This window comes from Paucibacter soli (assembly GCF_037482845.1).
Lineage (GTDB): Bacteria > Pseudomonadota > Gammaproteobacteria > Burkholderiales > Burkholderiaceae_C > Paucibacter_B > Paucibacter_B soli.
Window position 1 is genome coordinate 176,540 of the sequence record NZ_JBBHJW010000002.1, and the last position, 20,946, is coordinate 197,485.

Consider the following 20,946-nt stretch of genomic DNA (forward strand, 5'->3'; position numbering starts at 1 on the left):
CGATCTACCGACCGGTCGGTCAAGAGTGTTTGAGGCTGGTCAAAGCATCTTCTTGTTCTCCGTGTTCGAGGTTTGTGCCCATGACGCTAGAAAACGCCGAATCGCCCTTGCTGATCACCCAGGATGACGCGGTGCGCACCCTGACGCTGAACCGGCCGGCCGCCCTGAACGCCTTCACGACGCAGCTGCTCTCGATGCTGCGCACCGCGCTGGAAGAGGCGGCGCACGACGACAGCGTGCGCGCGGTGGTGATCACCGGCGCCGGCCGGGCGTTTAGCGCCGGCCAGGATCTCGCCGACGCGATGGTCAAGCCGGAGTTCGAGCCCGGCAGCAAGCCCAAGGACATCGGCACCCTGCTGGATCATTACTACATCCCGCTGGCGCTGCGCCTGCGGTCCATGCCGGTACCGGTGGTGTGCGCGGTGAACGGCGTGGCGGCCGGCGCGGGCGCCAATTTCGCACTGGGCTGCGACCTCGTGATCGCGGCGCAGTCGGCCAACTTCATCCAGGCCTTTGCCAAGATCGGCCTGATCCCGGATTGCGGCGGCACCTGGCTGCTGCCGCGCCTGGTGGGCCGAGCGCGCGCGCTGCAGCTGGCCCTGATGGGCGAAAAACTCAGCGCCACCGAGGCGGTGCAGATGGGCCTGATCGCGCGCTGCGTGCCCGACGCCGAGCTGGCCGCCAGCGCGCAGGCCGTGGCGCTGAAGCTGGCCGCCATGCCCACGCGCGCCCTGGTGGAGACCCGCCGCGCCTTCGACGAGGCGATGAGCCTGGACTACGAGGACGCCATGAAGCTTGAAGCGGTGATGCAGAGCCATCTGGGCTTTGCCGCCGACTACCAGGAGGGCGTGCAGGCCTTCATGGAAAAGCGCGCGCCGCAATTTACGGACCGCTGAAGCCGATGACGCCACAACAAATCGCCGAGGCCGTGTGCGAGGGCATGTTCGCCAACGACCGCGCCTCCAAGGGCCTGGGCATGCGCATCGATGCCATCGCCCCGGGTGCCGCCACCGTCAGCATGAAGGTGCGCGAAGACATGCTCAATGGCTTCGACATCTGCCATGGCGGCTTCATCACCACGCTGGCCGACTCGGCCTTCGCCTTCGCCTGCAACTCGTACAACGAGTTGACAGTGGCCTCGGGTTTCGCGATCGACATCGTCGCGCCGGCCCGCTTGAACGACACGCTGAGCGCGGTGGCCTGCGAAATATCGCTGGCCGGCCGCACCGGCGTCTATGACATCACCATTCGCAACCAGCAGCAGCAGCTGGTGGCCGTGTTCCGCGGCAAGTCCTACCGCATCAAGGGGAAACCTGTGGTGCCAGGTCTTGCCACGGGCGCTCAGGAGTAAGCACCCCATGTCCGTCAAGTCCCCCGCCGATCTGGAAGCCATCGAAACCGCCAGCCGCGACGAGTTGCAGGCCCTGCAGCTGCAGCGCCTGCAATGGTCGCTCGCCCATGCCTACGAGAACGTGCCGCATTACAAGGCCGCCTTCGATGCCAAGGGCGTGCACCCCAGCGATCTGAAGACCCTGGCCGATCTGGCGAAGTTCCCCTTCACCACCAAGAAGGACCTGCGCGACAACTACCCCTTCGGCATGTTCGCCGTGCCGCGCGAGCGCGTGGCGCGCATCCATGCCTCCTCGGGCACCACCGGCAAGCCGACGGTGGTGGGCTACACGCTGCAGGACATCGACACCTGGGCCGGCCTGGTGGCGCGTTCGCTGCGCGCCGCCGGCGTGCGCCCCGGCCACATCGTGCACATCGCCTATGGCTACGGTCTCTTCACCGGCGGCCTGGGCGCGCATTACGGCGCCGAGAAGCTGGGCTGCACGGTGATCCCGATGTCGGGCGGCCAGACCGAAAAGCAGGTGCAGCTGATCCAGGACTTCCGGCCCGACGCCATCATGGTCACGCCCAGCTATATGCAGGTGATCATCGAGGAGTTCGCGCGTCAGGGCCTGGATGCGCGCGCGAGTTCGCTCAAGGTGGGCATCTTCGGCGCCGAGCCCTGGACCGAGGCGATGCGCCGCGAAATCGAGGGCAAGGCCGGCATCGATGCGGTGGACATCTACGGCCTCTCGGAGGTGATGGGGCCAGGTGTTGCCAGCGAATGCGTGGAGTCCAAGGACGGCCCGGTGATCTGGGAAGACCACTTCTATCCCGAGATCATCCATCCCGAGACCGGCGAGGTGGTGGCCGATGGCGAGGAGGGCGAACTGGTGTTCACCTCGCTCTCCAAAGAGGCGCTGCCCATCATCCGCTACCGCACCCGCGACCTCACGCGCCTCTTGCCACCGACCTCGCGCAGCATGCGCCGCATGGGCAAGATCGTCGGCCGCAGCGACGACATGCTGATCATCCGCGGCGTCAATATGTTCCCCACCCAGGTGGAGGAGTTGGTGCTGCAGGAGCGTGAGCTCTCGGGCCAGTACCAGATCGTCGTCACCCGCGAAGGGCCGCTGGACGCGGTGGAGGTGCGCTGCGAGTTGCAGCCGCAGGCCGTCAACAGCGCCAATCCGGCCGCCATCAGCAAATCGCTGCAGCACCGCATCAAGACCCTGATCGGCGTCTCCACCAAGGTGGTGATCGGGCCGCCGGAATCGATTGAACGCACCCTGGTGGGCAAGGCCCGCCGGGTCATCGACCAAAGACCCAAGTAAGGAGTACACGTATGTACACCCAAGCCATGAGCGTCGGCCCGCAGGATGCCGCCGCGAAAGTCCAGAGCGCCGAGGACAAGCAGCGCAGCGAGGCCTTCGAGGCGCGCATCGATGCGGGCGACTTCATCGAGGCCAAGGACTGGATGCCCGAGCATTACCGCAAGACCCTGGTGCGCCAGATCAGCCAGCATGCGCATTCCGAGATCGTCGGCATGCTGCCCGAGGGCAACTGGATCACGCGTGCGCCCACGCTCAAGCGCAAGGCGATTCTTCTCGCCAAGGTGCAGGACGAGGGCGGCCATGGCCTCTATCTCTACTCGGCCGCCGAGACCCTGGGTACCTCGCGCGACCAGATGCTCGAAGCGCTGCACACAGGCAAGGCCAAGTACAGCTCGATCTTCAACTACCCGACGCTCTCCTGGGCCGATATCGGCGTGATCGGCTGGCTGGTGGATGGCGCGGCCATCATGAACCAGGTGCCGCTGTGCCGCTGCTCCTACGCGCCCTATGCACGGGCGATGATTCGCATCTGCCGCGAGGAGAGCTTCCACCAGCGCCAGGGCTACGAGAGCCTCCTGGTGATGATGCGCGAGGGCACGGCCGAGCAAAAGGCCATGGTGCAGGACGCGGTGAACCGCTGGTGGTGGCCCTCGCTGATGATGTTCGGCCCCGAGGACAAGGACTCGCCGAACTCCGAGCAGTCGATGCGCTGGGGCATCAAGCGCATCTCCAACGACGATCTGCGTCAGAAGTTCGTCGACGCGACGATCCCGCAGGCCGAGGTGCTGGGCGTGACCGTGCCGGACCCCGATCTGTTGTGGAACGCCGAGACCGAGCATTACCGGTTCGGCCGCATCGACTGGGCCGAGTTCTGGCGCGTGGTGGGTGGCGACGGCCCCTGCAACCGCGAACGCCTGGCCGCCCGCGTGAAGGCCTGGGACGAGGGCGCATGGGTGCGCGAAGCCGCGCTGGCCCATGCCAAGAAACAAGCCACCAAGGCGCAAGCCGCCTGAGCACAAGGATTCATCATCATGAGCAATCAGCAGCAAGCCCCGAAGAACGAATGGCCCCTGTGGGAAGTCTTTGTGCGCAGCAAGGCCGGCCTGGACCACAAGCATTGCGGCAGCCTGCATGCCGCCGACCCCAAGATGGCCGTGCAACTGGCGCGTGAGGTCTACACCCGCCGCCAGGAAGGCGTGAGCATCTGGGTGGTGCTGTCCAGCCAGATCGTGGCCTCGGACCCGGGCGAGAAGGGCATGTATTTCGACCCGATGGAAGACAAGGTGTACCGCCACCCGACCTTCTACGAGCTGCCCGAGTCCGTGAACCACATGTAAGGCAGGGCGATGAGCACTCAATCGATCAAGGTCGGCGACAAGGCCGACGTCCGCTACCTGCTGCGCATTGCCGACAGCTGCCTGATCCTCAGCCAGCGCCTGGGCGAATGGTGCGGCCATGGGCCCATCCTGGAAGAGGATCTGGCGCTCACCAACATGGCGCTGGACCTGGTGGGCCAGGCACGCGGACTCCTGACCCGCGCCGGCCAGCTCGATGGCCAGGGCCATGACGAGGACCAGCTCGCCTTTCTGCGCGACGAGCGCCAGTACTTCAACCCGGTGCTGATGGAGTTGCCGCGCGGTGACTTCGCCTTCACCACCGTGCGCAACTTCGCCGTGGCCAGCTGGCTGCTGGGCCTGTGGCAGCGCCTGCAGTCGTCCAGCGACGCCGAGGTCGCCGCGATCGCCGGCAAGGCCGTCAAGGAGGCGCAATACCACCAGGCCCATGCGGCCGACTGGATGCTGCGCCTGGGCGACGGCACGGCCGAATCCAGGGCCCGCATGGAAGCCGCGCTGGCGACGCTGTGGCCCTATTTCAACGAGCTGTTCGCCGACGACGCGGTCGACGCTGCCGCGGTGCAGAGCAAGCTGGGCCCGGCCTGGAGCGAACTCAAGGCCGACTGGCAGGCCGCCATGGCCGAGATCCTTGGCGAGGCCGGCCTGGCCGAGCCCAAGGCCAGCGCCTATGTGCCGGCCGGCCGCGTCGGCATCCACAGCGAGCATATGGGCCATATGCTGGCCGAGATGCAGTATCTGCAGCGCAGCTACCCGAACGGCGTTTGGTGAATGCAATGAGCGAGCTGCCGGTCGCCAATACCTGCGGTCGCCTCGAGGCGGCCTGGGAGGTGCTGCGCCAGATCCCCGACCCCGAGGTGCCGGTGATCTCGCTGGACGAGCTGGGCATCGTGCGCGACCTGAAGGAAACCGCCGGCGGCCTGGAGGTGGTGCTCACGCCCACCTATTCGGGCTGCCCGGCCACCGAGCTGATCCAGGACCAGGTGCGCGCCGCGCTGGCCGCCTTCGGCGAGATCCAGATCACCATGCAGCGCGCCCCAGCCTGGACCACCGACTGGATCAGCGAGGCCGGCCGCGCCAAGCTCAAGGCCTATGGCATTGCGCCCCCGGGGCCTGCAGGCCCCGACCAGGCCCAGCCCATCCGCCTGGTGCACCGCGCCTCGCTCAGCAAGTTGGCCTGCCCGCGCTGTGGCTCCGAGCGCACCGAAAAGCTCTCGGCCTTCGGCTCCACCGCATGCAAGGCGCTGTATCGCTGCCTGGCCTGCCTGGAACCTTTTGAACACTTCAAACCCATTTAAATCATGAGCCTGCACTTCCATCCGTTGCGCGTGCGTGAGGTACGTCCCGACACCGAAGAAGCCGTGATCGTCAGCTTCGATGTGCCGCCGGCCGAGGCCGAGCTCTTCAAGTTCACGCAGGGGCAATACCTGACCCTGCGTGCCGATGTGAATGGCGAGGACCTGCGCCGCTCCTACTCGATCTGCGCTGGCGTCGACGATGGCGAGCTGCGCGTGGGCGTGCGCAAGGTCAACGGAGGCAAGTTCTCCAACTGGGTCAACGCCAGCCTGAAGGCCGGCGATGTGATCCAGGTGTTCCCGCCGCAGGGCCGCTTCTTCGTGCCGCTGGATGCCAAGGCCGAGCGCCACTACCTGGGCATCGCCGGTGGTTCGGGCATCACCCCCATCCTTTCCATCATGAAGACGGTGCTGGCCAAGGAGCCGGCGAGCCGCTTCACGCTGATCTATGGCAACCGCCGCCAGGCCTCCACCATGTTCAAGGAGGAGATCGAGGATCTGAAGAACCAGTACCTGACGCGCGTCTCGCTGCACCATGTGTTCAGCGACGAGCAGGTCGACTCGCCGCTGATGGCCGGCATGCTGGGCCGCGAGAAGATCACCGAATTCCTGGGCGCCCTGGTGGACCCCGCCAGCATCTCCGAGGCCTTCATCTGCGGCCCCTACCAGGTCAATGACGAGGCCGAGGCGGCGCTGCTGGCGGCCGGCGTGGCGCAGGAGCGCATCCATATCGAGCGCTTTGGTACGGTCGAAATGCAGCAGGGCAAGCCGGCGCCGCACGAGGTGCGCGCCGAGGACGCCGACAGCGCCCGCGTCACCCTGATCCGCGACGGCGTGGCGCGCGAGTTCGAGTTCTCCAAGACCGACCCCAGCCTGCTGGACGCCGCCGCGCGCGCCGGCCTGGAGGTGCCGTTCTCCTGCAAGAGCGGGGTCTGCTCGACCTGCCGTTGCAAGCTGGTGGAGGGCCAGGTGCGCATGGACAAGAACTTCGCGCTCGAAAAGCACGAGGTGGCGGCCGGCTTCATCCTCAGCTGCCAGGCCCATGCGCTGACGCCGCGTGTGGTGATTTCGTTTGATGAACGCTGAAAAGACTCGATAGATGGCCAGAGGCAGAGCCCCCGGATTCGACGCCACGCGCGAGGCCATCCTCGTGCAGGCGGCGCGCCTGTTCGCCAACCAGGGCTACCCCGGCACCTCGATGAACCAGGTGGCCGAGGCCTGCGAGGTGAGCAAGCCCACGCTCTACCACTATGTGCGCGACAAGCACGAGCTGCTGGTGCAGATCTGCGAGAGCCATGTGGAGGACCTGGCCGCGCTGGTGGAGGAGGTGCGCGAGCAAGACCTGGCCCCCGAGCCGCATCTGCGCGCGCTCATCGCCCGCTTCATGCAGGCCTATGGCGAGGCGCAGAACCAGCACCGGGTACTTACCGAGGACACCAAGTTCCTGAACCCCGAAGATCAGGAGCGCCTGCTGGCGATCGAGCGCGGCGTGGTGGCGGCGTTTGCCGAGGCGGTGGCGGCGGTGCGGCCCGAGCTGCAGGCCGCCAAGCTGCACAAGCCGCTGACCATGCTGCTGTTCGGCATGATCAACTGGACCTTCACCTGGCTCAAGCCCGATGGTGAGCTGACCTACGAGGCGCTCGCGCCTATGGTGGCGGATCTTTTTTTTGGTGGCCTGGGCGCGGTGCAAGCCTCGTGAAGGCTGGCGGCCCGACCATGCCTGTGCCTTCCTTTGCACAGACTTTGAACGACAACGGAGACAAGACGATGCAACGCAAGCTGATCAAGAAGACCCTGTTGGCCATGGCGGCCGGCGTGGCCCTGCTGGGCCAGGCCTGGGCCGACATCAATGTCGGCGTGACGGTGTCGGCCACCGGCCCGGCCGCCTCGCTGGGCATTCCCGAGAAGAACACGCTGAGCCTGCTGCCCACCACGATCGCGGGCCAGAAGGTCAACTACTTCGTGCTCGACGATGCCTCCGACACCACCACCGCGGTGGCCAACACGCGCAAGCTCATCACAGAGCACAAGGTCGATGTGGTGATCGGCTCGACCACCACGCCCAATTCGCTGGCGATGATTGACGCGGTCTCCGAGTCGAGCACGCCGATGATTTCGATGGCCGCCTCGGCGCGCATCGTCGAGCCGGTGGATGCGAAGAAGCGCTGGGTCTTCAAGACGCCGCAGAACGACATCATGATGGCGCTGGCGATCGTCCAGCATATGGCCGCCAACGGCGTGAAGAGCGCCGGCTTCATCGGCTTTGCCGACGCCTATGGCGAGGGCTGGTACCAGGAGTTCACCAAGATTGCCGCCATCAAGGGCATCAATGTGGTGGCCGCCGAGCGCTACAACCGCACCGACACCTCGGTGACCGGCCAGGTGCTGAAGCTGGTGGCCGCCAAGCCCGACGCGATCCTGATCGCCGGCTCGGGCACGCCCGCGGTGCTGCCGCAGAAGACGCTGAAGGAACGCGGCTACGCCGGCAAGTACTACCAGACCCATGGCGTGGCCAACAACGACTTCCTGCGCGTGGGCGGCAAGGATGTCGAAGGCACGCTGCTGCCCGCCGGTGCGGTGCTGGTGGCGGCACAACTGGCCGCCGACCATCCGGTGAAGAAGAGCGCGCTGGAATACACCGCCAAGTACGAGGGCGCGTTCGGCAAGGGCAATGTCTCGACCTTTGGCGGCCATGCCTGGGATGCCGGCCTGCTGCTGCAGGCAGCCATTCCCGCCGCGGTGAAGAAGGCCCAGCCCGGCACGCCGGCCTTCCGTGCGGCGCTGCGCGATGCGCTCGAGGCCGTCAAGGAATTGCCCGGCGCGCATGGCGTGTTCACCATGTCCGACAAGGACCACCTGGGCCTGGACCAGCGCGCCCGCGTGATGGTCAAGATCGAGAACGGTGGCTGGAAGTACCAGCCCTGATTTCGCGGCCCAGCGCCTGTTGAATGAGCGGGCCCGCAGGGGCCCGCCTTTGTTACTACTGACCCTGTTTCGAGGATTGCCATGAGCGCCACCCCCCCCATCCTGCAAAGCCTGATTGCCAACCGCTGGATCGGCCAGACCGCCGCGCGTGCCCTGCACAGCGCCGTGAACGGCCGGCCGGTGGCGCTCACCCATGCCGACGAGATCGACTTCGGCGAGAGCCTGGCCTATGCCCGGGGTCAGGCCTTGCCCGCGCTCTTGAAGCTGGACTACCAGCAGCGCGCGGCCCTGCTGAAGGCGCTGGCCAGCCATCTGATGGAGCGCAAGGAGCAGCTCTACGCGATCTCGGCCCATACCGGCGGCACGCGCTCGGACAACTGGATCGACATCGAGGGCGGCATCGGCACCCTGTTCGCCTATGCCAGCATGGGCCGGCGCGAGCTGCCCTCCAGCAATGTGGTGCATGAGGGCCCGGCCATCCAGCTCGGCAAGGAGGGCCAGTTCATCGGTTCGCATATCCTCGTGCCCAAGCGCGGCGTGGCGGTGCACATCAACGCCTTCAACTTCCCGATGTGGGGCATGCTGGAGAAATTCGCGCCCAGCTTCCTGGCGGGCATGCCCTGCATCGTCAAGCCGGCCACCGCCACCTCCTATGTGGCCGAGGCCTGCGTGCGCCTGATCCATGAATCGGGCCTGCTGCCGGCCGGCGCGCTGCAGCTGATCGTGGGCGGCTCGGGCGATCTGCTGGATCGCCTGGAGGAGACCGATGTGGTCACCTTCACCGGCTCGGCCGACACCGCCGCGATGCTGCGCGTGAACCCGAATCTGGTGCGCCGCTCGGTGCCTTTCAATGGCGAGGCCGACAGCCTGAACTGCGCCATCCTGGGCCCCGACGTGACGCCGGACGATGCCGAGTTCGAGCTCTTCATCAAGGAAGTGGCGCGCGAGATGAGCGCCAAGACCGGCCAGAAGTGCACCGCGATCCGCCGCGCCATCGTGCCGGCCAAGCATATCGACGCGGTGGCCGCGGCGCTGCGCGAGCGTCTCAAGAAGCTCAAGGTCGGCGACCCGGCGGTGGAGGGTGTGCGCATCGGCGCGCTGGCCTCCAAGGCGCAGCAAAGCGATGTGGCCGAGCGCCTGGCGCTGCTGGCGGCCGGCAACGAGATCGTGCTGGGCGAGCGCGACGGCTTCGCGCCGGTGGGCGAGGGCGTGGCCGAGGGCGCCTTCTTCGCGCCCACCCTGCTGCTGTGCCGCGACGGCTTTGCCAACGAGACGGTGCACAACGTCGAGGCCTTCGGTCCGGTCTCCACCCTGATGCCTTATGGCGAGCTGGACGAGGCGCTGCAGCTGGCCGCCAAGGGCCGCGGCAGCCTGGTGGGCTCGGTGGTCACCAAGACGCCGGCGATCGCCGCCCAGGCGGTCTACCACGCGGCCGCCTTCCACGGCCGCCTGCTGGTGCTGGACCGCGAGGCCGCAAAGGAATCGACCGGCCACGGCTCGCCGCTGCCGCAGTTGAAGCATGGCGGCCCGGGCCGCGCGGGCGGCGGTGAGGAGCTCGGCGGCATCCGCGCCGTCAAGCATTACCTGCAGCGCTGCGCGGTGCAGGGCTCGCCGACGATGATCAGCGCCATCACCGGCGAGTACCAGCGCGGCGCCAAGGTGCAGGAAGACGCCATCCATCCTTTCCGCAAGTACTTCGAAGAGATCCAGATCGGCGACTCGCTGCTGACGCACCGCCGCACCGTGAGCGAGGCCGACATCGTCAACTTCGGCGGCATCTCGGGCGATTTCTTCTACATGCACTTCGACGAGATCGCCGCCAAGGACACGCAGTTCGGCCAGCGCATCGCGCATGGCTACTTCGTGCTCAGCGCCGCGGCCGGCCTGTTCGTCTCGCCCGCGCCGGGCCCGGTGCTGGCCAACTACGGCCTGGACACCTTGCGCTTCGTGAACCCGGTGGCGATCGGCGACACCATCCAGGCGCGCCTGACCTGCAAGCGCCGCATCGACCGCGGCAACCGCCCCGACCAGCCCCCGCAGGGCGTGGTGGCCTGGGACGTGCAGGTCATGAACCAGCGCGGCGAGCTGGTGGCGAGTTATGACATTCTGACGCTGGTGGCGAAAAAAGGCGGCTGAGGCTTCGCCTCACCAAGGAGGAGGGGCGCTGTGCGCCCCCTTGGCCTCAGTCACGCCCCGTGTAGGAGATTCCTACGGAATCAATGGCCGCAACGAGCCGCTGCAAGGCCTTTGCATCAACTGCGGCGTCTTCACCGCCGCCAAGCTTGCAAAAGCTCAGATACATTCGCGCGTAGCTGCCGACATGACCTTGCCGTGATGCGGCGACCTTCAGTGCAGCCAAGAAGGTTTGGCGTTGTTCTAACGGCAAATCGATGCCCACCTTGTCGCATGCCAGCGCCTTCATTGCACCGATGTCGCCGCGCTTGGCGTCTCGTGCAAGACTATCCACCAGCCAAGGCGTCCGTTCTGGGTCCGCTGGCTTGCCCAGGGCGGTTTCCTGATAGTAGTCTGACGCGCCGCCAAGCACCCCGCCTCTGGCGGCGACCTCCAGGAGCTCAGGTTCACGCCCCTGTTGCTCGACGCTGATCGCCTGGCAATGTCGTTGGATTTCCTCTTGAACGCCTAGCGTTGAAAGCGCAGTTTCGTTACCCGTTCTGGACTCCGTTTGCTCATGCAAGCCAGCTCGGTGAATTTCGACTTCATGGGCGATGCCCCTACACCGTTTGAGTAGTCGGGCCGCCCTGAGGCTTTCCGACGGGTCGCGAGACGCCAGGGCCATGGCGATGAAGCTGCCATAGCCCTGACGCGCCGCGCGTTGAAACGTGAAGGTGTCGCCTGGCATGGACTTGAAGGCGCTGGACAGGCTGGCGGCCGACTGTCCCGGTATGCTTGCTTCATGCCTCACCGGCGCGACTGGCGCATTGCCTCCGGCGCGAGCAGGCCCCGGACTGGAGGATCTACTTTGGGCGGCAACAGCTGGCTCAATGCCCGTTTCGCCATCTTTGGCCGACGGCACTGTTGGCGCCGGGTTGTTCAGCCACATCGCCATAAAGACCGCGAAAGCCAGCAGTCCGATCAAGACCCAAGTTGCTGAAATCTTTTGGAACAATGCTTCTACGGCCATCTTCTGGTTCTCATGCAAGCTAGTTGCCTGGCTTGGCAAGGCAGATGTCCTGCGCCGACCTGCATCCCTTCTCAGCCTTCGTGTAGTTGTTGAGCGATTGATCCCGGCAATCTGCACGAACAGAGGCGGTGAGCAAATCAATAAGTGGACTGAATTTCAGTTCATCACAGGATTTGATGGCATTTGCGTAAGCTTTGCCGGCAATGTCATAGCAAACGTTGTACTCCTGATCGCATCGTTCCTTTTTCGGCATGGTCGTGGGTGGCGTCACGGTCCCGCCAGCACCGCCGGACTCTGCTCCGGGTGGAAAATAGGTAGAGGTAAGCTCGTACCAGACGACGGGATCGCGTATGGCTGTTCCTTCGAGAACGACGAGTTCCTGTTTCGCCGTTTCAAACATGACCCAGTTGCCCCCTGCATAGCAGGTCAAGTCCGGGGTCGGTGAACTTGCCGTTGTTTCCTTGGATTCGGCAAGTGGCTTGGCGTCAAGGCCGGTGCGCCGCTCACTTTTAACGTTCGCCCGGCGCTTCCGCCGGAACTCCTCAAGGGTGATCGGTCGCTTGGATTCCGCGATTCCTGCTATGTCCGTGCTGGAGCTGAGGGCCTGCGACACCGCCTGTTGCTCGGCCGGCGATACCTTGTTGAGATAGGGGCACTCTGCCGACGCGTGTTGAGATAAGGCCAGCAATGCAGCCGCGATGGCCAGTCGGCCGAAACCAGATGTCGAAGACATTGTTTTTCTCCCTGTTCAAAGTCGATGACGGGGGCTAGCCTATCCCCCTTCAAAGGTTCCGAAAGGCTGGAAAACCCGGACGTTAGTTCTTTTTGACGGCGTGCCGAGAATAACGTGACAATGACGCTCCCTAAATTCTATGAGGTTGCGCTACCTGGCTTCGCTGAACACAATGACAGCTTTTTTTGTCGGCCACCGCGCAAGGGGTTCATACAGCGTGGCCGCACAAATTCCGGAACGCGACTTTCATGAGTGTGTTGCAACGACGGCATGGACGGGTTCTTCCTGAGAAGTGCCGAGAAGGTGCTCCAAGACTTGCGGACGAAGAAGTAGCACAGGCAGCTGGACTGCGCAGTGATCGGTCAACAAGCGTGAAGGACGACGTGCGAGCGCGAGGCCGCGCTTGGCGACCGGCCCGCGCTAGAGGCGCCTGTGGCGATGTTCAATCCGATGTTGCGAGCAATTGGCACGGGCTGTTGGATACATAGTTTGAGCATGTCCTGAAGGCTGGCCTGGACTTCAAGTGCCACACCGGCTTCGAGACGCGCGAGGTCAGTTTCTCTGATGCCCCCCCGCGAACCACAGCTTCAGCCAGTTTGAATCGGCCCGGGGCGATTCAGCTGGAGCACCGCAAGAAGTCCGTCTTGAGGGGGACTTGGCCGAGGGGCTGGGTCGTGAGGTCTCAATGTCGGGCTGAAATGATGCGGCGCACCCGCACTCCGACGAGCACGCGCTGGACACTGCCATCAGCCCTTTGTGGCGGCAGCCATGCTGCGATCCCGGAGAGGCATGGCGGCGCGGCCCCACTGTGCTAGGCTGCCCCTCATAGCCAGCCAGCACATGCTCAATCGCAGATCCACCCTCGTAAGCCTGACTCTTGGCCTGCCCCTGGCGCCGGCCTGGGGTCAGGTCTTGATGCAAATCTCCACCCTGCTGGACCCGGACCCGGCCACCCAGGTGGCCGAGCGCATTCTGCGCGAGGCCTACCGGCGGCTGGGGCGTGAGCTGGAGGTGAAGGCCATGCCCGGCGAGCGTTCGCTGCTCAGCGCCAACAGCGGCGAGACCGACGGCGAGCTGTATCGCAAGGCGGGCATTGACCGGGCCTATCCCAATCTGCTGATGGTGCCGGTGGCGCTGCAACAGTACGAGATCGTCGCCTTCACCAAGTCGCGCCAGCTCGATGTGCATGGCTGGGAAAGCCTGCGCCCCTACAAGCTGGGCTTTGTGAAGGGCATCAAGATCATCGAAGAGAACACCGTGGGCATGCAGCTGGAGACGGTGGCGACGATGCAGCAGGCCTTTGCCAAACTGGAGCTGGGGCGTACCGATGTGGTGTTGGCGAATCGCATTTCCGGGCTGGCCAGCCTGCGCCAGCATCAGTTCAGCGGCGTGCGCGTGCTGCAGCCCGCCTTGGCGACCTTCCCGGTGTTCCACTACCTCAACAAGAAGCACGAGCTGCTGCTGCCGCGGCTCGCGGCGGTGATGCGTGAGCTGGAACAAGAACGTTTCATCCAGAAGGTACAGGACGAGGTGTTGTCGGGTTTCTGAGACCGCCCCTGCATAGAATCAGGCCCCTTGTTTGTCATCTCGGCCCGGCCGGCCAGGAATCCACTTCTCATGCATGCTGCTGATACGAATGCGTCCCCGGTGGTGATCGTCGGGGCCGGTCTGGCCGGTTTGACGGTGGCCCTGCATCTGGCCGACCAGGTGCCGGTGGTGGTGCTGGCCAAGCGCGAGCTCACCGAGGCCGCCACCGCCTGGGCGCAGGGCGGCATCGTCGGCGTGCTGGGCAGCGACGACAGCATCGAGAGCCATGTGCGCGACACCCGCGATGCCGGCGCCGGCCTGGTGGATGAAGGCACGGCACGCTTCATCGCCGAGCGCAGCGCGCAGGCGGTGGAATGGCTGGTGCAGCAGGGCGTGCCCTTCACCCCCGACGACGACGGCCCGCTGGGCCTGCACCTGACGCGCGAGGGCGGCCATGCGGTGCGCCGCATCGCGCACGCCGCCGACGCCACCGGCAAGGCCATCCACGACCGCTTGCTGGCGGCGGCCAAGGCCCATCCCAATATCAGCCTGCGCGAGCGCTGGATGGCGTTGGACCTGATCACCTCGCGGCATGTGCAGCGTGAGGAGGAACCACGTTGTTACGGCATCTATGCGCTGGACATCGACACCAAGCGCGTCGAGACCCTGGCGGCGCGTGCCGTGGTGCTGGCCACCGGCGGTGCCGGCAAGGTCTACCGCTACACCACCAATCCCGACACCTCCACCGGCGACGGCATCGCGATGGCCTGGCGCGCCGGCTGTCGGGTGGCGAATATGGAGTTCATCCAGTTCCACCCGACCTGCCTCTATCACCCGCAGGAGCGCAGCTTCTTGATCACCGAGGCGCTGCGCGGGGAGGGCGGGCATCTCAAATTGCCGGATGGCACGCGCTTCATGGCCGCGCACGACGAGCGCCTGGAACTGGCGCCGCGCGACATCGTCGCGCGTGCGATCGACTTCGAGATGAAGAAGCACGGCCTGGACCATGTGTGGCTGGACGCCACGCACCTGGGCGAGGAATTCCTGAAGGCGCACTTCCCCACCATCCACGCGCGCTGCCTGGCATTGGGCATAGACATCGCGCGCGCGCCCATTCCGGTGGTGCCGGCGGTGCATTTCACCTGCGGCGGCGTGGTCACCGACCTGCTGGGCCGCAGCGACCTGCCGGGCCTCTATGCGGTGGGCGAGACCGCCTACACCGGCCTGCATGGCGCGAACCGCCTGGCCAGCAACTCGCTGCTGGAATGCGTGGTGCTGGGCCAGACCTGCGCCGAGGACATCCTCGGCCAGGCCAGGCTTGAGCCCGCGCCGCTGCCGGCCTGGGACGAGAGCCAGGTGGAGGACGCCGACGAGCAGGTGGTGATCGCCCACAACTGGGACGAGTTGCGCCTCTTGATGTGGAACTATGTGGGCATCGTGCGCACCACCAAGCGGCTGGAGCGGGCGCTGCATCGCATCGCGCTCTTGCGCAGCGAGATCGACGACTATTACGCCAACTTCCGCGTCAACCGCGATCTGTTGGAGCTGCGCAATCTGGTCGACTGTGCCGAGCTGATCGTGCGCTCGGCGCTGCTGCGCCACGAGAGCCGCGGCCTGCATTTCAGTCGCGACTATCCGCGCACCCTGCCGGTTAGCTTCCCGACCGTGCTGATCGCCGAGCGCGGGCTGCGCAAACTCTGAATCGGGGCTTCAGGGCGCGGCGCTGTGCCGCAGCAGGATGGCCTGGAGGCCGCCGTCCTTGTGCATCGTGGCCAGTGCGGCTTCGATGCGCGGCAGCAGTGGCAGCAGCGCCGAGCGCTTGCCCAGCAGCAGGTAGATCGGGGCACTGCCGAAGCCCAGCGCATGCTCGCGGAACTGCACGTCAGGCTGCACGCGTTGCGTCGCATCCAGGAACACCAGCCGGTCCTCGATCACCATGTCGATGCGCGCCAGCATCAGCATGCGCACCAGCCCTTCGGTGCTGCTGGCCGGGCTGTAGTCGCCGCAGCCCAGGTGGGTCTTGACCCAGCTATTGCCGCGCACCGCGCCGATCCGGTAGGCGCACAGCCGGGTGGGGGTGAGCGAAAGCCCCGCGGGCGGAGGAGCCACATCCTGGCGCATGAAGGCGCTGACCTGCGAGGTCAGCAGCGGTTCGCCCACCCGGTGGGCGTATTCCAGCCGTTCCGGCGTGCTGGCGGCGAAGAAGGCATCGGCCTTGCCGCTCGCAACCTCGGCCTGGGCGCGCGCCCAAGGCAGTATCAGATGCTCGGCCTTGAGCCCGAGGCGGCGTGTGAACAGCTCGTCGGCGATCGCGACCTCGAGGCCGGCCGCGCGGCCGCGCTCCAGGAAGCTGTAGGGGCGGTAGTCGGCATAGACCAGGCGCACGTCCTGCGCCTGCGCTGCAGCGCCCGACAGCGCCATCAGAACGAGCAGGAACAGGTAGGCGTAGCGCAGGGGCGCTCCTAGCGCTTCTTGGCGCGCAGCGCGGTGCGCGCCTGCACGAAGTTGAAGGCATAGCTCACCGCCTCGGCGATGGCGGCGTCGGTTTCCAGGCGCTCGGGCTCGGTGAGGTAGAAGGAGAAGTCCACCGCATGGCGGATATAGCGCGGCGGCAGGCGGTTCAGCGCCACGCAGGCCACGTCGCAGAGCAGGTCGGCATCGGCTTCGATGGCCGGGAATTTGGGCGCTTCCTGCATCACGACGGCGAAGACCTCGCGTTCGTGGTGGTTGAAGAGCGAGGTGAAGTCGACCGTCTGCATGGTGGTGGTGTCCTGCGCTGATGTTGTGGGCTGGAACGATAGGCTGTTTATAGCCCGCCCAGCGCCCAAAAAGAAAGCCCCCGGCGGTGCAATTCGCTGGGGGCTTGTCCTAGGTGGGGTGGCTACGCGGCGCCGATGCCAGGCACCAGGGCCGCGGCCTGCGCGCGGCGCGCGGCGGTGAAGTCCAGCATGCGGGTGATGCAGGTCAGCGCCTTGACGCGTGTGGCCTCGTCCACCAGGATCTCGCCCCGGCCCTGTTCCAGGCAGTCCACCAGGCCTTGCAGGCCATTCATGGCCATCCAGGGGCAATGCGCGCAGCTCTTGCAGGTGGCGCTGTTGCCGGCGGTGGGCGCCTCGATCAGGGTCTTGCCAGGTGCCAGCTGGCGCATGCGGTGCAGGATGCCGTTGTCGGTGGCGACGATGTATTCCTGCGCCTGGCCTTCCACCACCGCCTTGATCAGCGCCGAGGTCGAGCCCACCACATCGGCCTGGGCCACCACGCTTTGCGGCGACTCCGGATGCACCAGGATCATGGCGCCGGGATGCTGGGCGCGCAGCAGGTCCAGTTCCAGGCCCTTGAACTCGTCGTGCACGATGCAGGCGCCGTTCCACATCAGCATGTCGGCGCCAGTCTGCTCCTGGATGTAGCGCCCAAGGTGCCGATCCGGCGCCCAGAGGATCTTCTCGCCGCGCGCCTTCAGCTCGCTGACGATGTCCAGCGCGCAGGAACTGGTGACCATCCAGTCGGCGCGTGCCTTCACCGCCGCGCTGGTGTTGGCATAGACCACCACAGTGCGGTCGGGGTGGGCGTCGCAGAAGGCTGCAAAGTCCTCGGCCGGGCAGCCCAGATCCAGCGAGCAGGTGGCGTCCAGATCGGGCATCAGCACGCGCTTTTCGGGGCTCAGGATCTTGGCGCTCTCGCCCATGAAGCGCACACCGGCCACCACCAGGGTCTGGGCCGCATGGTCGCGGCCGAAGCGCGCCATCTCCAGCGAATCGGATACGCAGCCGCCGGTCGCCAGCGCCAGGTCCTGCAAATCGCCATCCACATAGAAATGCGCTACCAGCACCGCGTTGCGGGCGCGCAGCAAGTCGGCGGCGCGCTGCTTCAAGGCCTCGCGCTGCGGCTTGTCCAGCGGGGCGGGCACCTTGGCCCAGGCATGCGCCGTGCAACTCTGGCCGTCGGCGTCCTGGCGGGTGTAGTCGTAGAGAACCTGATCCATCTTTCTTCTTGCTTGCGCTTGCACTCTGAGCCCTGCGGGGCCGGGTCGTCATGGTAGCCCAGCAAGGCGCACCCTGCCGCCACGCTAGACTGCGGCCCATGCGAAACGAGGGGGGGCCCCTACCGTCCAACACCGCAGCGCGCCGATGCTACTCATGGCCGCTGCGGCTGAGCGCTTGCCTGCTGCTGCTGTCCATGGGCGTAGCCGCCCAGGCGGCCGAGCAGATCCGCTTCGCGCTGGGTCAGGCCTGGGCGCCGCCGCTTTCGCTGCTGCAGGATGGCGAGCTGCGCGGCGGCCTGCTTTACGAACTGATGGAGCAGATCGCGCATGAGGCCAATGCCGAGGCGGTCTATATCGCCTTGCCGCCGCGCCGCGTCGATGCGGCGCTGGCCGAGGGCAAGATCGACATGCATTGCTTCGTCAGCCCGCGCTGGTTTGCCAGGGTGCCGCCGGCGGCGCGCTGGAGCCTACCCTTGCTGCAGCTGGACGATGTGCTGCTGGCCGGCCCGGCCTTCGCCGGCCCGCTCAGGAACGGCCAGGTCGACCTGGAGGCCGCTCGACAGCTCAGCCTGGGCGTGGTGGTGGACTATCACTACCCCGGCCTGGCACCCTGGCTGGCCAGAGGTCATCTGCAGGCCGATGCGGCGCCCACGCTGGAGAGCGTGCTGGAAAAGCTGCTGCGCGGCCGTACCGCGCTGGCGGTGGCGAACCGCTACACGGCGGTGGCCTTCAACAAGAGCCTGCCGGCCGACAAGCAGCTGCGCCTGCTGCAGACGGTGGATTCGGTGAGCACGCATTGCCTGCTGGCCGAGCACACCCAGCTGAGTGCCGAGCGGCTGTTGGGTGCGGTCAACCGCGTGGCCAAGAGCGCGGCCTGGCGCGACGCCCAGGCGCGCTATCGCTGAGGGCGGCGCGGCGCCCCTCAGTGGCCGATCCAGGCCTTGAATGCCGCCTCGCTCACCGGCTTGAGCAGCTGGGCCAGGGGCGATGGATTGGCAGGTCCGCAGGCCGAATTGGTGCAACTTTTCCGCCGTGATTGTGGCGGCTCCGCTGAGTTTGCTGAATGGCGGCCTGTGGTACTCACTCATCACCAGCGGCTATCAGATGCTGGCCTACTCGGTGATGGGGCTGGTGCTGGGGGCGTGGAAGTGATGGGCCGGCTCAGGCCTCCTGGAAGAACTTGCTCGGCGGCATGCCCACGGTGCGCTTGACCATGGCGGTGAAGGCGCTCGCGCTGGCATAGCCCAGCTCGGCCGCGATCAGGCTCATCGGGCGCTTGCGCGCCGCCAGCGCCAGGGCATGGGCCAGCAGCGCCTGGCTGCGCCATTGCGCGTAGCTGCTGCCCAGCTGCTCGCGGAACAGGCGCGAGATGGTGCGCTCGCTGGCCCCCACCTCGGCGGCCCAGTCGGCCAGCGCCGCGTGGCGCACCGGGTTGGCCAGCACCGCCTCGCAGAGCTTGCGCAGGCGCGCGTCCTGCGGCAGGTCCACGCCCAGGCGCAGGCTGCTGGCGCGGCCGAGTTCGTCCAGCACCAGGCTGGCGATGCAGCGCTCGCGCGCATGGTCTTGCGGCCTTAGGGCGCGTGCCTCCGGATCAATCGCCAGCTGCAGCACCAACTCGCGCAGCAGCGGCGAAACCTCCAGTACGCGACAGTCGGCCCAGGCGCCCTGGGCCCTGCCGGTCTCGCCCGCGCTCGCGTGCAGATAGAGCGTGCGCAGGTCGCAGCGTTGCACCGCCGTCACCGCATGCACCACGCGCGGCGGTATCCACACCGCGCGCGAGGGCGGCACCAGAAAGGTGGCATGCGCGGTGTTGACGCGCACCACGCCGCTGATCGAGAACACCAGCTGGCCCCAGTCGTGCTGGTGCGCCTGGATGTCCATGTGGTGCTCCATCAGCCGTGCCTTGGCGCGCACCGGGTGCTCGAGGCTGGGCGCATAGCGCAAGGGGTCCAGGGGCGGCAGGCTGGTGCGCGGGCGTGGGCTTGGGTTTGGACGCTGGCGTGGCATGGCCGGATTTCAACAGAATTTGGCGAACTATCGCAACCCGGCCGCGCCCATCCTGCCAAACTCGTGGCCATGACGACGCATACCGCAAGCCTTCCCCTGCCGGCCGCCGCCGAGGCCGCGCGCAAGGACTTCAGCACCATAGGCCTGGTGGGCCTGGCGCATGGCACTTCGCATTTCTTTCACATGCTGCTGCCGCCGCTGTTCCCGGCCTTCATACGCGACTTTGGCCTGAGCTATTCCGAGCTCGGCCTGCTGGTCACCACCTTCTTCGTGATCTCCGGCATCGGCCAGGCCCTGGCGGGCTTTCTGGTGGACCGCAGCGGCGCACGCCCGGTGCTGTTCGCCGCGCTCGGCTGCTTCGTGCTGGCCTCGCTGGCGGCGGGCCTGGCCGGCGGATTCATGGGCCTGCTGTTGGCCGCGGCGCTGGCCGGGCTTGGCAATGCGCCCTTCCATCCGGTGGACTTCACCATCCTCAACAAGCGCGTCTCGCCGCCGCGTCTGGGCCATGCCTTCTCGGTGCATGGCATTTCGGGCAATCTGGGCTGGGCCATTGCGCCGGTGGTTTCCATCGGCATTACCGAGTTGAGCGGCAACTGGCGTTACGCCTATCTGGGCACGGCCCTGCTGGCGCTGGCGGTGATGGGCTTGCTGGCGCTCAGGCGCGATGCCATCGACGATGGCCAGGGCGAGTGGGCGCATGAGAAGGCCGGCGCGCCGGCACTCAAGGACGAGCACCCGATGGCCTTTCTGCGCCTGCCCTCGGTGTGGCTGTGTTTCTCCTTCTTCCTCTTTGGCACCGCGGCGCTGAGCGCGATCCAGAGCTTCGCGAGCCCGGCCCTGAGCAGCCTCTACGGCCTGCCGATCAAGGCCACCGCCTTTGTCGTGACCGGCTTCATGCTGAGCGGCGCCCTGGGCATGTTCATTGGCGGCTTCTGGGTGGCGCGCTCGGCCCGCCTGGAGCGCAATATCGGCCTGGCCATGGCCGCCTCGGCAGGGGCGCTGGTGCTGGCCGGCAGCGGGGTGCTGCCGGCGCTGGCGGCGGCAGGGGTCGCCGCGCTGGCGGGTTTTGGCACCGGCCTGGCCGGGCCCTCGCGCGACATGCTGATCAAGCGCGCGGCGCCGCCCGGCGCCACCGGCCGCGTCTACGGCACGGTGTACTCGGGTCTGGACGTGGGCTTTGCCCTGGCCGCGCCGATCTTCGGCGCGCTGCTGGACCGCGGCCTGGCCGCAGGCGTGTTCTATGGCTCGGCGCTCGCCATGGTGCTGGCCATCGTGGCGGCCAGCCTGGTGGGCTTGGCCCGCCGGCAGGCGGGCTGAGCC

Annotated in this window: 21 protein-coding genes; 15 read left to right on the plus strand and 6 right to left on the minus strand. The window is 66.6% G+C overall.

Going from position 1 to position 20,946, the window contains the following annotated elements; all coding sequences use genetic code 11:
- Positions 1-80 precede the first annotated feature (80 nt).
- The 11 genes from WG898_RS05555 (at position 81) to paaZ (ending at position 10,371) form a co-directional block, all read left to right on the plus strand.
- The gene (locus WG898_RS05555; RefSeq protein ID WP_339601768.1) at positions 81-896 is read left to right on the plus strand and encodes an enoyl-CoA hydratase-related protein; all 816 of its coding nucleotides are present in this window, start codon (positions 81-83) and stop codon (positions 894-896) included.
- Positions 897-901: 5 nt separating this feature from the next.
- Positions 902-1,351, plus strand: coding sequence for a hydroxyphenylacetyl-CoA thioesterase PaaI (paaI, locus tag WG898_RS05560; RefSeq protein ID WP_339601769.1), 450 nt, complete (start codon positions 902-904; stop codon positions 1,349-1,351).
- A 7-nt stretch (positions 1,352-1,358) separates the two neighbouring features.
- A complete protein-coding gene (gene paaK / locus WG898_RS05565) occupies positions 1,359-2,663 on the plus strand; it encodes a phenylacetate--CoA ligase PaaK (protein WP_339601770.1) in 1,305 nt (434 codons plus the stop codon).
- An 11-nt stretch (positions 2,664-2,674) separates the two neighbouring features.
- A complete protein-coding gene (gene paaA / locus WG898_RS05570; RefSeq protein ID WP_339601771.1) occupies positions 2,675-3,676 on the plus strand; it encodes a 1,2-phenylacetyl-CoA epoxidase subunit PaaA in 1,002 nt (333 codons plus the stop codon).
- Between the two features lie 18 nt (positions 3,677-3,694).
- Entirely contained in the window at positions 3,695-4,000 is a 306-nt protein-coding gene (paaB, locus tag WG898_RS05575) for a 1,2-phenylacetyl-CoA epoxidase subunit PaaB (protein WP_339601772.1), read from the plus strand.
- Positions 4,001-4,009: 9 nt separating this feature from the next.
- A complete protein-coding gene (paaC, locus tag WG898_RS05580) occupies positions 4,010-4,786 on the plus strand; it encodes a 1,2-phenylacetyl-CoA epoxidase subunit PaaC (RefSeq protein WP_339601773.1) in 777 nt (258 codons plus the stop codon).
- A 5-nt stretch (positions 4,787-4,791) separates the two neighbouring features.
- Positions 4,792-5,313 carry a 1,2-phenylacetyl-CoA epoxidase subunit PaaD gene (gene paaD / locus WG898_RS05585; protein ID WP_339601774.1) on the plus strand — a complete coding sequence of 174 codons (522 nt, stop codon included), beginning with the start codon at positions 4,792-4,794 and terminating at the stop codon, positions 5,311-5,313.
- Between the two features lie 3 nt (positions 5,314-5,316).
- Positions 5,317-6,396 carry a 1,2-phenylacetyl-CoA epoxidase subunit PaaE gene (gene paaE, locus WG898_RS05590; protein WP_339601775.1) on the plus strand — a complete coding sequence of 360 codons (1,080 nt, stop codon included), beginning with the start codon at positions 5,317-5,319 and terminating at the stop codon, positions 6,394-6,396.
- A 13-nt stretch (positions 6,397-6,409) separates the two neighbouring features.
- A complete protein-coding gene (locus WG898_RS05595) occupies positions 6,410-7,009 on the plus strand; it encodes a TetR/AcrR family transcriptional regulator (RefSeq protein ID WP_339601776.1) in 600 nt (199 codons plus the stop codon).
- A 68-nt stretch (positions 7,010-7,077) separates the two neighbouring features.
- Positions 7,078-8,235, plus strand: a complete 1,158-nt coding sequence (locus WG898_RS05600) for an ABC transporter substrate-binding protein (RefSeq protein ID WP_444718910.1) — start codon at positions 7,078-7,080, stop codon at positions 8,233-8,235.
- Between the two features lie 81 nt (positions 8,236-8,316).
- A complete protein-coding gene (paaZ, locus tag WG898_RS05605) occupies positions 8,317-10,371 on the plus strand; it encodes a phenylacetic acid degradation bifunctional protein PaaZ (protein ID WP_339601777.1) in 2,055 nt (684 codons plus the stop codon).
- Between the two features lie 46 nt (positions 10,372-10,417).
- Here the strand turns inward: paaZ and WG898_RS05610 are convergent, their stop codons facing one another.
- Together WG898_RS05610 and WG898_RS05615 are read right to left on the minus strand one after the other, a co-directional pair.
- Positions 10,418-11,395 (minus strand): hypothetical protein, encoded by a 978-nt coding sequence (locus WG898_RS05610; RefSeq protein WP_339601778.1) that lies wholly within the window; start codon positions 11,393-11,395, stop codon positions 10,418-10,420.
- Between the two features lies 1 nt (position 11,396).
- Positions 11,397-12,110: a hypothetical protein gene (locus tag WG898_RS05615; RefSeq protein ID WP_339601779.1), complete on the minus strand. Its 714-nt coding sequence runs from the start codon at positions 12,108-12,110 to the stop codon at positions 11,397-11,399.
- A gap of 840 nt (positions 12,111-12,950) precedes the next feature.
- On the opposite strand from WG898_RS05615, the gene WG898_RS05620 reads away from it, so the two are divergent.
- Both WG898_RS05620 and nadB read left to right on the plus strand, forming a co-directional pair.
- Positions 12,951-13,658, plus strand: coding sequence for a substrate-binding periplasmic protein (locus WG898_RS05620; RefSeq protein ID WP_339601780.1), 708 nt, complete (start codon positions 12,951-12,953; stop codon positions 13,656-13,658).
- Positions 13,659-13,727: 69 nt separating this feature from the next.
- Entirely contained in the window at positions 13,728-15,338 is a 1,611-nt protein-coding gene (gene nadB / locus WG898_RS05625; protein WP_339601781.1) for an L-aspartate oxidase, read from the plus strand.
- Positions 15,339-15,347: 9 nt separating this feature from the next.
- On the opposite strand, the gene WG898_RS05630 is transcribed toward nadB, so the two are convergent.
- The 3 genes from WG898_RS05630 to nadA all read right to left on the minus strand — a co-directional run bounded on the left by WG898_RS05630 (position 15,348) and on the right by nadA (position 17,619).
- Positions 15,348-16,058: a substrate-binding periplasmic protein gene (locus WG898_RS05630; RefSeq protein WP_339601782.1), complete on the minus strand. Its 711-nt coding sequence runs from the start codon at positions 16,056-16,058 to the stop codon at positions 15,348-15,350.
- Between the two features lie 41 nt (positions 16,059-16,099).
- The gene (locus WG898_RS05635; protein ID WP_339601783.1) at positions 16,100-16,396 is read right to left on the minus strand and encodes a late competence development ComFB family protein; all 297 of its coding nucleotides are present in this window, start codon (positions 16,394-16,396) and stop codon (positions 16,100-16,102) included.
- Positions 16,397-16,518: 122 nt separating this feature from the next.
- Positions 16,519-17,619, minus strand: a complete 1,101-nt coding sequence (nadA, locus tag WG898_RS05640; protein ID WP_339601784.1) for a quinolinate synthase NadA — start codon at positions 17,617-17,619, stop codon at positions 16,519-16,521.
- 194 nt (positions 17,620-17,813) lie between these two features.
- Between nadA and WG898_RS05645 the strand changes: the two genes are divergently transcribed.
- Complete coding sequence (locus tag WG898_RS05645) at positions 17,814-18,524, plus strand: transporter substrate-binding domain-containing protein (protein WP_339601785.1); 711 nt, start codon at positions 17,814-17,816, stop codon at positions 18,522-18,524.
- A 256-nt stretch (positions 18,525-18,780) separates the two neighbouring features.
- Here the strand turns inward: WG898_RS05645 and WG898_RS05650 are convergent, their stop codons facing one another.
- On the minus strand, positions 18,781-19,626 hold the full coding sequence (locus WG898_RS05650; protein ID WP_339601786.1) for an AraC family transcriptional regulator: 846 nt from the start codon (positions 19,624-19,626) through the stop codon (positions 18,781-18,783).
- 69 nt (positions 19,627-19,695) lie between these two features.
- Here WG898_RS05650 and WG898_RS05655 point away from each other — a divergent pair, with 69 nt between their 5' ends.
- Entirely contained in the window at positions 19,696-20,943 is a 1,248-nt protein-coding gene (locus tag WG898_RS05655) for an MFS transporter (protein WP_339601787.1), read from the plus strand.
- The last annotated feature ends 3 nt before the right edge of the window (positions 20,944-20,946 follow it).